We start from the raw sequence: 13,361 nt of genomic DNA, 5'->3' as shown, positions 1-13,361 counted from the left end.
GCGCGTTCCCTTGTTCCAGCACAGCCCGGCCCTCCGCCTGGTGTGCTTCCCCGGCGCGGGCGGCACGACGGAGCTCTTCGCACAGTGGCCGAATCTGCTGCCCCGCTCCGTCGCGCTGACGCGCGTGCAGTACCCGGGGCGCGCCGAGCGCCTCGGCGATCCGCTGCCGCGGCATCTCGGGGAACTCGCAGAGCCGATCGCCGCCGAACTGACCGCAGCCGACGCCACGGACCCGCCCGTGGTGCTCTTCGGGCACGGCATGGGAGCCTGCGTCGCCTTTGAGACGGCCCGTCTGCTCCAGACCGCGCACCGCGCGGCGCCGCGCGCCCTGTACGTCTGCGCGCAAGCCGCGCCCACGCACCAGGACCCCCCTCCCGGCCCTCCCGACGAGGGCGCGGCAAGCCCCGCGCACGGGGTGCCGCTCGCCACGGCACAGGCCGACATCCGGCTCGCGGAGCGGTACCGGGCCCGCTACCGGCCGGGCCCACCGTTGCGGTGCCCCGTGACCGCTCTCGTGGGCGCCCACGACCGGATCGTCACCACGTGGCACGCGCAGGGCTGGCGGCCGTGCACCACCGGCCCGTTCACCCTGCGCGCCCTGCGGGGCGACGGGCCGGCCCTCATGCGCAGCACCGAGCTGATCGCCTTCCTGCTCACCGGCCTCGGCCTGGCCGGTGCCGCCCGCTGAGCCCGCCCACCGCGACGAGCCCCACGACCACTCCCACTCGGATCCGAGGAGGCAGCCCATGACGGCGCCCGCCCCGCACCGCACACCCCTGGACCCGCAGATGCTCCAGGAAGTCCACACGGAGGTCCTCACCCAGATCCCCTACAACAGTGCCGCGCAGTACCACATCCACTACGGGGAAGGCTCGTCGCCGGAGCGCTTCGGCACGGCCTGCGCCTGGCAGACCTTCGCCATCGGCGAGCGCGTCGGCCACCGCACGGGCGTCGAGGTCGAGTACCGCGTCGGCGGGCGGCACGTGTGCGCGCTGCACGACGACGGCGACGCCCTGACCGTCCTCGACCCGTATCTGATGCACCGCGCCCCGCTGCGCCTGGACCGGGGCGACGCGGTGGACGGCACCGTCCACGCCGACGCCGACGCCTATCCGGTACGCCGCCGCCCGGACGGTTCGCCCGCGCCGTCCACGCTGCGCGCCGCGTGGGAGCCCGACAGCGGGGTGCTGCGCCTGCAGTACCTGCGCTACAGCCCGCGCCTGGGCGAGACCGTCACGCACCGCGCGTACACGATGCGGCCCGAGGAGACCGTCGGTGAACTCCCCGTGCCCGCGCCGCTGGTGCGCGAACTGCTGCTGCACCCCGAGCAGAACAACCTGTCGATCCGGGCCGTGCACCCCGACGACGGCCTGTGCGAGATCGCCCTGCCGTTCACCGCGGACCGGCGCAGCCGCCTCGCCGACCCGCAGGCCCTGATCACCCGCGACAACCAGGGCGTGGTGAGCCGCTGGGGCGAGGCCGCCTTCGACGGTGAGCTCGAGCGCGTCGCCGACGCGCTGCTCGCCACCACGGAGGAGATCGTCGACCACCTGCTCTCCGCCGCCGCCCTGTACGACGCCGCGGCTCCCACCGGTCTGGACGTACCCGAGTACTCCCTGGAGGACGCGTGACCACCACCACCGCGGCGGCGCGACCGCGCTCGTACTTCCTCGCCGGACTGATGCAGGGTGCCAGGGGCGGGGCCGACCTCGCCGACCAGGGGTACCGGGACGTGCTGCGTCGCGCGATCCTCGCCCACCGGCCCGACGCCGTCGTGCACGACCCCGGGCTCCTGATGCGGGAGTGGATCGGCGAGCACGAGACGGCGATCCTCACCGGCCACGCGGCGCTGGCCGCCACGCCCGAAGTGCGGCGGGCGAGCCTGGACCCGGCGGTCCGGCTGCTCACCGAGACCTTCCACCGGCTGACCGTGCTCGCCGGGGACAGCGACGTGTGCGTGGCCTGGCTTCCCGGCCATGAGCCGAGCATGGGCACGGCTGCGGAGATGCTGAGCGCGCACCGGGCCGGCCGCACCGTCGTCGCTGTCACCGGCATGCGGCAGAACCTCGCGGTGCTGTCCTGCTCCGACGCCATCGTCCCGGACCTCGCCGCCTTCGAGCGCTGGCTCGCCCACGAGGACGCCCGCGTCCCCGAGCCCTCGTGCCCCTGAGCCCTGCGCTCCCACGGCTCCCTCCCCTTACGGCTTACGACCTCCGCAGGAGATTTCGATCATGAGCACCACCACGGACCTCAATCCACAGTTGGAGAGCCGCAGCGGCCGGTTCTTCGCCCGCTACTACGACGCCATGACCCGCCGCGCCGAGGAGACCTGGGGCCGGCCGCTGCGCACCCTGATGTGCGGCGGCCTCACCGGCCGGGTCCTGGAGATCGGTGCCGGCACCGGTGCCAACCTTCCCTACTACACGTCGGCCGACTCGCTCGTCGCGGTGGAACCCGCCAGCGAGATGCGGGCCAAGCTGGAGCGTCAGGCCGCCGCGCTCCCCCTCGACGTGACCGTCGTGGACGCCTGGGCCGAGCAACTTCCGCTGCCCGACGATGAGTTCGACACCGCCGTGTGCACGCTCGTGCTGTGCACGGTCGTCGACCTGGACGCCGCGCTCGCCGAGATCCGACGCGTCCTCAGGCCCGGCGGCCGGCTGATCTTCTTCGAGCACGTACGGGCGCACGGGGCGGTGGGACTGCTCCAGGACGTGCTCGCGCCGCTGTGGCGCCGGGTCGCGGGCGGCTGCCACGCCAACCGCAGGCTGCTCAGCGCGCTGCGCGACGCCGGATACGACGTCCAGGTGCACGAGTTCGTCCGCCCCTGGCCGCGCTACCCCACCAACACGCCGTACGCGCGCGGCAGCGCGCGGCCGAAGGAACAGCAGGTGACAGGCGAGTGAGTACCCCGAGCGCCCCGCCGGGTCTGGTGGCCGCGGTCCGTGAGGCCGCACGGCACCGCCCGGACACCGTGGCGATGACCTTCGTCGACTACTCCACCGACCGCGCCGGCACCCGGCAGGAGCTGACGTACGGCCAACTCCACACCCGGGCCAGGGCCGTGGCCGGAGCGCTCAGCGCCTTCGGCACACCGGGCGACCGCGCCGCGATCCTGTGCCCGCACACCGCGGACTATGTCGCGGCGCTGCTCGGCTGTCTGTACACCGGGATGCTCGCCGTGCCGCTGTACGCGCCGGACGGCTTCCGCACCGACGAGCGGCTCCAGCTCGCCATGGCCGACTGCGCGCCCGCCGTGGTCCTGACCACCACGCCCTACGAGGAGGAGACGCGGGCCCTGAGCGGCAAGCTGCCCGGCGACCGGGCGCCCCGGGTGGTGTGCGTGGACCGCGTCGAGCCCGCCCTGGTCCGCTCGGTGCTGCTGCCCGTCGTGGAGCACCCCGACGCCACGGCGTACCTCCAGTACACGTCGGGCTCCACCCGGAGCCCGGCGGGCATCGAGGTCACGCACCGCAATCTCGCCACCGGGGCCGCCCAGCTGCGGGCCGGGCTCGGCATCGACGAGGGGGCGCGGATCGCCGGGTGGCTGCCGTTCTTCCACGACATGGGCCTCCTGCTGATGATCGCCGTGCCGCTGATCGCGCAGGTGCCCGCCGTGCTGATGCCGCCGTTCGCCTTCGTGCAGCAGCCCGCGCGCTGGCTGCGCCTGATGTCGGCGCATCAAAGCACCCACACCGTCTCACCCAACTTCGGACTCGATCTGTGTGTGGACCGCGTCACCGAGCGCGGCAGCGAGGGCCTCGACCTCTCCGCGCTGCGCACCGTCGTCAACGGCTCGGAGCCGGTGCGCGGCTCGTCCCTGCGCCGCTTCACCGACCGATTCGCCGTGCACGGCTTCCGGCACGAGGCGCACTGCCCCAGCTACGGGCTGGCCGAGGCGACGCTCGCCGTGACCATTGGCACGCCCGCCGCGCCCCGCGTGCTCACTCTGGACCGGGCCGCGCTCGCCGAGGAGCGCGTGCAGATCCTGCCGGAGTCCGACGCCGCCGGATATCCCGTGGTGGCATGCGGCGTCCCCGCCGACCAGGACGTACGGATCGTCGCGCCACAGACCCGTACGACAGTGCCGGACGGCCGCACCGGGGAGGTGTGGGTGCGCGGCGCCAATGTGTGCGACGGGTACTGGGGCCGCCCGGAGCGCACCGCGGAGGTGTTCGGCGCGGCCCTCGCCGACGGGTCGGGCGACGCCGGGGGCTCCTGGCTGCGCACCGGTGACCTGGGTTTCCTGCACGGCGGCGAGCTGTATCTGACGGGCCGGCTGAAGGACCTGATCGTGGTGGACGGGCGCAACCATCACCCACCCGATCTCGAACTGACCGTGCAGGAGGCCGACTTGGCCGTGCGGCGCGGGCATGTCGCCGCGTTCTGCGCGACCCTGCCCGGCGACGGCGCCGAACGCGCCGTCGTCATCGCGGAGCTGGACCGGCCCCGGGAGGTCGAGGACCCGCGGCAGGTGCGCGCCGCCGTACGGACGGCCCTGCTCAGCCGGCACTCCCTGGACGTGCCGGACGTGTTCCTGGTACGCCGCGGCACCATCCCGAAGACGACCAGCGGAAAGATCCGCCGGGCCGCCTGCCGCGAGCTGTACCTGTCGGGCGCGCTCTCCGGCGCCACCGTGGACGGTGCGCGGTGACCGAGGACCTGACCCGTCTGTTGATCCGGCGCGTCGCTCAGCGGGCCGGCATCCCCGACACCGCCGTGGACCCCGACGCGCCGTTCGACGCGTACGGATTCGCCTCGCGCGACGCCGTGGCTCTCTCGGGCGAACTGGAGGAACTGCTCGACCGCACGCTCGCACCGACCCTGCTGTGGCAGTATCCGACGATCCGTCAACTGGTTTCGTTCCTCGGCCGTTCCACGTCGGACGGGGCACATATGGAAGATGGGGCCGAGCAGTTGAACGCCACGACGGGGGCCGCCGCACCGTCGGACGACCTCGCCGTCGTGGGCCTCGGCTGCCGACTGCCCGGCGGCGCCAACTCCGCCGCCGGCCTGTGGCACCTGCTCAGCACCGGCACCGACGCGGTGGGCACGGTCCCGCAGGGGCGCTGGGACACGTACCGCGCGCTGTCCCCGGCGCATGCCGAGGTCGTCGACCGGGTCAATCCGCACGGCGGGTTCCTGTCCGATGTCACCGGGTTCGACACCGAGTTCTTCGGGATCGCCCCGGCCGAGGCCGCCGAGATGGACCCGCAGCAGCGGCTGCTGCTCGAAGTGTCCTGGGAGGCGCTGGAACACGCGGGCCTGCCGCCCGCATCCGGGGCGCTCGGACGCACCGGCGTGTACGTCGGCGCCTGCAGCGAGGACCACGGCCGCGGCGCCCTGGAGGACCTGCCCTCGATCACCGCCCGCACCGGCACCGGCGCGGCCCTGAGCGTCCTCGCGGCCCGCCTGTCGTACGTGCTCGACCTGCGCGGGCCCAGCCTGACGGTGGACACCGCGTGCTCCTCGTCGCTGGTCGCACTGCACCTGGCGCGGCAGGGGCTGCTGTCCGGGGAGTGCGACACGGCCCTGGTCGGCGGCGTCAACCTGCTCCTGTCGCCGGGCGTGACGCTCAACTTCATGGAGAGCGGGGCGCTGTCCCCGGACGGACGCTGCCGCCCGTTCTCGGCAGGAGCCAACGGCTATGTACGAGGCGAGGGTTGTGTGGTGGCCGTGGTGCGCCGGCTCGCCGACGCACAGCGCGACGGGGACCGGATCCTCGCCGTGGTGCGGGCCACCGGTGTCAACCAGGACGGCCGCTCCAACGGCCTCATGGCGCCCAACCCCGCCGCCCAGGAGGAGCTGATCGGCTCCGTGTGGCGCGAGTGCGGGCTCGACCCGGCGCAGAGCGGGTACGTGGAGGCGCACGGCACCGGCACACCGCTCGGTGACCCCATCGAGGCGTCCGCGCTCGGCGCGGCGCTCGGCCGGCACCGTGCCCCCGGCGATCCGCTGCGCATCGGCTCGGTCAAGTCCAACCTCGGTCACCTGGAGGGCGCCGCGGGGCTCGCCGGGTTCGCCAAGTGCGTGCTCGCCCTGCACCACGGACTCATTCCGCCGACCCTGCACCACACCGAGCCCAACGACCGTATTCGCCTGGACGAGTTGGGCCTTTCCGTGGTGGACCACCCCACCCCATGGCCGCGCGGCGCACAGCCGCGCACGGCCGGTGTCAGCTCGTTCGGCTTCGGCGGCACCAACGCCCACGCCGTACTGGTCGAGGCACCGGCCACCGAGCAGGAGCACAGCTTCGTATGAACCACTCAGCCCTGGACACCGAAGTACACGGAGAAGACCTGCTGTTCGCACTCTCGGCCCGTTCGGCCGACGCGCTGCGCGCGGGCGCGGGCCGGCTCGCCGACTGGCTGACCGACGGGGGCGCACAGACTCCGCTCACCGATGTGGCGCACACCCTGGCGCTGCGCCGCGCGCACCTCAGGGAGCGCCTGGTGCTCCGCGCACCGGACCGGACGACCCTCGTCGGGCTGCTGCGCGCCGTGGCCGACGGGGCGGGGACCGGGCCGCGCGCGCAGCGCGGCCGGGCGGCCGAAGGGGCCGCCAGCGCCCCGGTCTTCGTGTTCTCCGGGCACGGCTCGCAATGGGACGGCATGGGTCGCCAACTCCTGGCCGGGAACCAGGAGTTCGCCGCACTCGTGGACCGCATCGAACCCGTGGTCCGGGCCGAGAGCGGCATCTCGCTGCGGTCCCTGCTGGCAGCACCGGGCCTCGTGGGCTCGGGCATGGACCACGTACAGCCGGCCGTGTATGCGATGCAGGTGGGGCTCGCCGAGATGTGGCGCGGGGCGTGCGTCGAGCCCGCCGCAGTGATCGGCCACTCGATGGGCGAGGTCGCCGCTGCCGTCGTCGCGGGCGCCCTGAGCGCCGAGGACGGCGCGCGCGTGATCTGCCGCCGCTCCCGGCTGATGGAGCGGCGGCTCGCCGGGACCGGGGCCACCGCCCTCGTGGAGCTGGATGCCGCGACCGCCCGCGCCAGGCTCGCGGGCCGCACCGGGATCTCCGTGGCGGTCCACTCGTCGCCCCGCGCCTGCGTCGTGGCGGGGCGCCCCGACGCGGTCGCGGAGTTCGTGACCGAGTGCCAGTCCGAGGAACTCCTTGCCCGCTTGGTGCCGGGGGTCCGGATCGGGGCGCACAGCCCCCTGGTCGATCCGCTGCTCGCGGATCTGCACGAGGGCCTCGCCGACCTGGTGGCGGGTGAACTCCGGCTCCCGTACTACAGCGCCACCTCGGAGGACCCCCGTCAGCGGCCCGCGCTCGACGCCGCGTACTGGGCACAGAACCTGCGCAGGCCCGTGCGGCTCACGGAGGCCGTGCGCGCCGCCGCCGACGACGGACTGCGGGTGTTCCTCGAGGTGTCGCCGCACCCGGTCGTGGCCCAGTCGGTCCTGGAGACACTGCTCGACGCCGGCGGGGGCCGCCCGGACGGCAGCACCGTGATCGGCACGCTGCAGCGCGGTGCGCAGTTGTCCACCGCGTTCGGCGAGGCGCTCGCCGCACTGCACTGCGCCGGCTTCCCGCTGCCGCGGCAGACGGTGCCCACCGGACGCCTGGCCGACCTGCCCTCGTACGCCTGGCAGCGCCAGGACTTCCCGCCGCGCCGCCGCACCCTGCCCGCACCCGCCGAGCACCCGCTGCTCGGACGGCACATCGTGCTGCCGGGCGTGCCGGTGCGCCATGTGTGGCAGAGCCGCATCAGCCGCGACACGGTGCCGTGGGCGGCGGACCACCAGGTGCACGGAGCCCCGGTGCTGCCCGGCACGGGCTACGCGGAGCTGGTGCTGGCCGCCGCCTGCGAGGCTTTCGGCGCCGCACCCGGGCAGGTAGCGGTGAGCGACCTGGAGTTCCGGCGGGTGCTGCCGCTGGCGCCGGTGGCAACGGTCACGACCGCATTCGACGAGGACCCGGACGCCGACGCCGGGACGGTCACCGTCTCCGCGGGCGCCGCCTCGTCCGCGCACGTCGTCGCCACCGCCCGGGTCCGCCACGCCACCGCCCCGGTCCCCGCGCCCGGCGCACCGGCCCCCGGCGAAGGCGAGCGCCGCGAGCCCGCCGACGTGTACGCGGCGCTGCGCGCCCTCGGCCAGGAACACGGCCCGGCCTTCGCGGCGGTCACCGAGGTGGAAGTGGCCGACGGCACGGTCGTCTGTCGGGTGGAGCGGCCCGCCGGGCTGCCGCGCGACCGACGGTTCGTGTTCCACCCGGCGCTCCTCGACGCGTGTCTGCACGGGCTCGGCGCGCTCCTGCCGCCTGACATCGAAGGCACTCATCTACCCACTGGAGTGGGCGAGTTGAGGGTGACCGGCACTCCGGGTGACACGCTCGTGAGCCGGGCCCGGCTGAGCCCGGGACCCGTGCACGGCGGGCTGCTCGCCGACGTACGGGTGTACGCCGAGGACGGCACCGAAGTGGCGTCCCTGACGGGGGTACGACTCAGCCCGGTCGGCGAGGACACGTTGCCGGTCGATGTCGCACCGCTGCTGCACGAGGTGCGGTGGGATCAACTGCCCGCGCCCCACGCCCCGTTCGGCGACGGATGCAGCGTGCTGGTACTGCACCCCGACGCGCCCGCCGACGGCGACCCGCGCCTGACCGCCCTCGTCGCCGCCCTCACCGCCGCCGGAGCGCGCTGCACGGTGCGGCCCGACAGCGGCCCGCCGCCCCCCGCCGGCACGGCGGACCTGGTGGTCCTCTCGGCGTGGCCCGCCAGAGGTGACGCCGAGCCGGTGCCGGACGCGGGCAGGCGCGCGGTGGCGGCGCTGCTGCGGACCGCCGCCGCTCTGCTACGCACCCACGAGGAGTCGGGCACGGCGCCGCCCGCACTGACCGTGGTGACGGCCGGCGCCCAGGCCGTGCTCGCCGGCGACCGGCCGGACCCGGCGCAGACCGCGCTGCGCGGCGCGGTGCGCTCGCTGCACCAGGAGCGGCCCGAACTGCGGCCCAGGACCGTGGACGTGGACGAGGCCACCGATCCGCACCGGACGGCCGCCGAAATCCTCGCCACCGACGGCCCGGACGAGGTGGCCTGGCGCGCCGGGCAACGGTACGCGGCACGGCTCGTCGTGGCTCCCGACGCTCCCGACGCCCGGCCGCACATCGCGGTCAGGCCCGGCGGCGGCTACCTCGTCAGCGGCGGCACCCGGGGCCTGGGCCTGGCCACCGCCCGCTGGCTCGCCGAACGCGGGGCGGGCGCCGTGGTGCTCGGCGGCCGCGGTCCGCTCGGCGACAAGGCGCAGCGGGAACTCGCGGCGCTGCGCGCCATGGGCACCCGCGTCGAGCTGGTCAACGGCGACGTGGCGCAGCCCGGCACGGCCGCGCGCCTGGTCGCGGCGGTCGAGGCGACCGGGGCCAGGCTGCGCGGTGTGGTGCACGCGGCAGCCGTGCTCGACGACGCCCTGGTCACCGAGGAGGACGCCGAGCGTCTCGACGGGGTGTGGGCGCCCAAGGCCATGGGCGCCTGGCGGCTGCACGAGGCGACCGTGGCGACAGACCTCGACTGGTGGGTCGGCTACTCGTCGCTCGCCTCGCTGGTGGGCTCGGCCGGGCAGAGCGCGTACGCCGCGGCCAACGCGTTCCTCGACGGCGTCGTCTCCCTGCGCCGGGCCTCGGGGCAGCGGGCCCTCGCCGTCAACTGGGGCCCGTGGAGCGACATCGGCGCGGTGCGCGGCAAGGCCGTGGAGGGCGTCGGCGCGCTCACCGCGCGCGAGGGGTTCGCCGCGCTGGAGGTCCTGCTCACGCGGGACGCGCCGCGGACCGGTGTGGTCCGGCTCAGCGGCGCCGAGTTCGCCCGCGTCCATCCGCAGGCGCGCACCTCATCGTTCTTCGGTGAACTGTTCGCCGGGGCCGAGGGCGGGCCGGACGCGTTCGACCGGGCGGCCCTCGACGCCCTGGAGCCGCGGCAGCGGGCCGCCGCCGTGCGCGCGAGGACGCTGCTGGGCGTGGCGCGCGTCCTCGGCTTCACCGAGGCGGAGCACGTCGCCGGACGGCCGTTGGTCCATCTCGGCCTCGACTCGCTGACAGCGGTACGGATCAAGAACACGCTGCGCGCGGACTTCGCCGTGGACATCCCGGTGACCCGGCTGCTGCAGGGCGCGAGCGCCGACGAGCTGGCCGAGCAGGTGGCGGCCGCGCTGTGGCCGCGGGCCGCGGGCGCCGGGCCGCGCCTGGTCGTCGCCGACGGCGTGCGCGACGCTGCGCTCCGGACCGACGGACGGGCCGCCCGGCTGCACGCCGCACGAGCCCGGCGGGGCAAGGGACGACAGAGGGGGACAGACCAGTGAGCACATCACAGGACGGGCGTCCGGACGACGAGGCGGTGGCCGTTGTCGGCATCGCGGGGCGGTTCCCCGGCGCCGCGGACCTCGACGCGTTCTGGGCGGACATCTGCGCGGGGCGAGAGGGCCTGGTCGACCTCTCGGACGAGGAGCTGCTGGCCGGTGGCGTACCGAGGTCGGTGCTCGACCACCCGGGGTACGTCCGCCGGGCGGGGGTGCTCGACGGGTACCAGGAGTTCGACGCGGCGTTCTTCGGGCTGCCGCCCGCCACCGCCGCGGCCATGGACCCGCAGCAGCGCCTGTTCCTGGAGTGCTGCTGGCACGCCCTCGAGGACGCCGGGCACGACCCGGCCCGGCGGGACGGCTCGGTCGGCGTGTTCGGCGCGCCGTCGTTCAGCGGCTACTTCGGGTACAACCTGCTCTCCCGGCACCGCCCCCAGGAGTTCCTGGGGGCGGGCACGTCGCCCGCGCTCATCCACGCGTTGACCCTGACCGACCCGAACTTCTTCGCCACCCGGGTCGCCCACGCGCTCGATCTGCGCGGGCCCGCCCTGACTGTGCAGACGGCATGCTCCGGTTCCCTGGTGGCGGTGCATCTCGCCTGCCAGAGCCTGCTGTGCGGGGAGTCCGACGTGGCACTGGCGGGTGGCATGACGGTGAAGGTGCCGCACCGCACGGGCTATCTGTACGAGCCGGACTCGATGATGTCCGCGGACGGGCGGTGCCGCCCGTTCGACGCGGCGGCCGGCGGCACGGTGTTCGGCAGCGGCGGTGGGGTCGTCGTCCTCAAGCGGCTCACGGACGCGCTGGCGGACGGTGACCGGATCCGCGCCGTGGTGCGGGGCACCGCGGTGAACAACGACGGCTCCTTGAAGATGGGGTTCACCGCTCCCAGTGTGAAGATGCAGGCGGCGGTAGTCGCGGAGGCCCTCTCCGTGGCCGGTGTCGATCCGCACGCGGTGGGCCACGTCGAGGCGCACGGCACGGGGACGGCGCTGGGTGATCCGATGGAGATGGCCGCCCTGCGGCAGGCCCTCGACCCGCACGGCAACCGCACGTCCCCCTGTCTGATCGGCTCGGTCAAGGGCAACATCGGTCACCTGGAGGCCGCTTCGGGTGTCGTCGGCCTGATCAAGACGGTGCTCGCGCTCGAGTCGGCCACAGTCCCGGGCACCGCCCACTTCACCGCCCCGAACCCCGAACTCGGCCTGGCGGGAACCCCGTTCGAGGTGGCGGTACGCACCCGGCCGTGGCCGGCCCCCGGGCCGCGTATCGCGGGTGTCAGCTCGCTCGGCGTCGGCGGCACCAACGCCCACGTGATCGTCGAGCAGGCGCCGCCCGCTCCGGCCCGGTCCGCGCCCGCCGACGGTACGGGCGCGGTGCCGGTGCTGACGCTGAGCGCCCGCACCGCGGAGGCCTTGCGCGATGCCCGGCTCCAGCTCGCCGACGCCCTCGACGGGCGGCAAGGCCGCACCCCCGGCCTCGGCGACGTCGCCTACACGCTCACCGAGGGCCGGGCCCGGTTCGCGTACCGGGCGGCGGTGGCGGCGCGCACGCCCGACCACGCCGCCCGGCTCCTGCGGGAGGACCGTACGGTGCTGCCCGTGCCGCGCCGCCCGCTGAGCCCTGTCCTGGTGTTTCCGGGGCAAGGCGCGCAGTACCCCGGGATGGGTGCGGACCTGTACCGCGACGACGAGGTGTTCCGGAGTGAACTCGACCGATGCGCATGGCTGTTCGCGGCGGAGCCGGCGGGCTCGGACATCCGGGACGTCCTGTTCGGCTCCGACGAGGCGGAGCTGCGCCGTACGGACAGGGCGCAGCCCGCGCTGTTCGCCGTCGAGTACGCCCTGGCCCGCACGCTGGAACGGTACGGGGTGCGACCGGACGCCGTGGGCGGTCACAGCATCGGCGAGTACGCTGCGGCCTGCCTGGCCGGTGTGGTCGAACTCGCCGACGCGGTACGGCTCGTGGCGACACGTGGCCGCCTGATGCACTCCGCACCGCCGGGCACGATGCTGGCGGTGCCGCTCAACGAGGAGCGCACGCGCGAGCACCTGGTCGGCAGCGGCCTGGAGTTGGCCGCGGTGAATTCCCCCGAGGCGTGCGTCGTGGCTGGCCCGCACAACGCGGCCGGCCGTCTCGCCCGGCGGCTGGAAGAGAGCGGAGTGCGGGTGACCGCGGTGCGCACGGCGCACGCCTTCCACAGCGCCGCCATGGACGAGGCCGCCGAGCGGTTCGCCGACGTGGCCCGCACGGTCGCCTTCCACGTGCCGTCGCTGCCCCTCGTGTCGAATGTGTCCGGCACCTGGCTGTCGGACGCCGAGGCGGTCGATCCGCTGTACTGGGCAAGGCAGTTGCGTGCCACGGTGCGCTGGGCGGACTGCGTCCGAACCCTGCTCACCGGGGAGGGGCGCATGGTGGCCGAGGCCGGCCCCGGCCGCGTGCTCGGCCCGACCTTGCGGGGCAGCGACCGGTGGTCGCGGCAGCACCGCGCGGTGAGCATGCTGCCGCATGCGCGGGAGTCCGCGGCGGCGGCCGAGACGTGGGGACGGGCGCTGGGCCTGCTGTGGGAGTCCGGCGTGGACGTCGACTGGACGCCGGCCCGCCACGGCGCCGAGGGCCCCGTCCCGCTCCCCGGGTATCCGTTCCGACGTGTGCGGCACTGGACGGAAGCCGCCTGGACGCGGGACGACTTCACCGACGAGGCGGACACGCCGGGGGCGGCGGCGCCCCCGGTGCAGGACGAGGCGGACACGCCGGGGGCGGCGGTGCCCCCGGTGCAGGACGAGGCGGACACGCCGGGGGCGGCGGTGCCCCCGGTGCAGGACGATCCGGCCGCCACACCCGACGCCGTACGCATCCTGACCGGCATCCTCACAGCGGTGCTCGGCGTTCCCCACGTCGGGCCCGACGACGGGTTCTTCGACCTCGGCGGCGACTCGGTGCTCGCCAACCAGGTGGCGGCACAGGCCCGCACACATGGCCTGATCCTGCGCCCCAAGGACGTCTTCGAGCACCCCACCGCGCGCCGCCTCGCCCACCACATAAATTGAACACCGCTGTTCAAATTCG

8 protein-coding genes are annotated in these 13,361 nt (G+C 74.8%); all 8 read left to right on the top strand.

Annotated features, from left to right (window positions below; genetic code table 11):
- Nucleotides 1-10 precede the first annotated feature (10 nt).
- The 8 genes from OG306_RS36125 (at nt 11) to OG306_RS36090 (ending at nt 13,342) form a co-directional block, all read left to right on the top strand.
- Nucleotides 11-688 carry a thioesterase II family protein gene (locus tag OG306_RS36125; RefSeq protein ID WP_371666100.1) on the top strand — a complete coding sequence of 226 codons (678 nt, stop codon included), beginning with the start codon at nt 11-13 and terminating at the stop codon, nt 686-688.
- A gap of 58 nt (nt 689-746) precedes the next feature.
- Nucleotides 747-1,631 carry a hypothetical protein gene (locus OG306_RS36120; protein WP_266750625.1) on the top strand — a complete coding sequence of 295 codons (885 nt, stop codon included), beginning with the start codon at nt 747-749 and terminating at the stop codon, nt 1,629-1,631.
- Nucleotides 1,628-2,170 (top strand): hypothetical protein, encoded by a 543-nt coding sequence (locus OG306_RS36115; protein WP_266750623.1) that lies wholly within the window; start codon nt 1,628-1,630, stop codon nt 2,168-2,170. The genes OG306_RS36120 and OG306_RS36115 overlap by 4 nt, the downstream gene beginning before the upstream one ends.
- Before the next feature lie 61 nt (nt 2,171-2,231).
- Entirely contained in the window at nt 2,232-2,903 is a 672-nt protein-coding gene (locus tag OG306_RS36110; protein WP_266750622.1) for a class I SAM-dependent methyltransferase, read from the top strand.
- Entirely contained in the window at nt 2,900-4,651 is a 1,752-nt protein-coding gene (locus OG306_RS36105) for a fatty acyl-AMP ligase (protein WP_266750620.1), read from the top strand. Before OG306_RS36110 ends, OG306_RS36105 begins: the two co-directional genes overlap by 4 nt.
- Nucleotides 4,648-6,258, top strand: a complete 1,611-nt coding sequence (locus tag OG306_RS36100) for a type I polyketide synthase (RefSeq protein WP_371666099.1) — start codon at nt 4,648-4,650, stop codon at nt 6,256-6,258. Before OG306_RS36105 ends, OG306_RS36100 begins: the two co-directional genes overlap by 4 nt.
- Nucleotides 6,255-10,295 carry an SDR family oxidoreductase gene (locus tag OG306_RS36095; RefSeq protein WP_371666098.1) on the top strand — a complete coding sequence of 1,347 codons (4,041 nt, stop codon included), beginning with the start codon at nt 6,255-6,257 and terminating at the stop codon, nt 10,293-10,295. The genes OG306_RS36100 and OG306_RS36095 overlap by 4 nt, the downstream gene beginning before the upstream one ends.
- Nucleotides 10,292-13,342 carry a type I polyketide synthase gene (locus OG306_RS36090; RefSeq protein WP_266750616.1) on the top strand — a complete coding sequence of 1,017 codons (3,051 nt, stop codon included), beginning with the start codon at nt 10,292-10,294 and terminating at the stop codon, nt 13,340-13,342. Before OG306_RS36095 ends, OG306_RS36090 begins: the two co-directional genes overlap by 4 nt.
- Nucleotides 13,343-13,361 lie beyond the last annotated feature (19 nt).

Origin of the sequence: Streptomyces sp. NBC_01241, from assembly GCF_041435435.1 — a bacterium.
In the GTDB taxonomy this organism is placed as follows: domain Bacteria; phylum Actinomycetota; class Actinomycetes; order Streptomycetales; family Streptomycetaceae; genus Streptomyces.
Note: the sequence above shows the minus strand (reverse complement) of the source record. Positions and strands in the feature narration are given on the sequence as shown.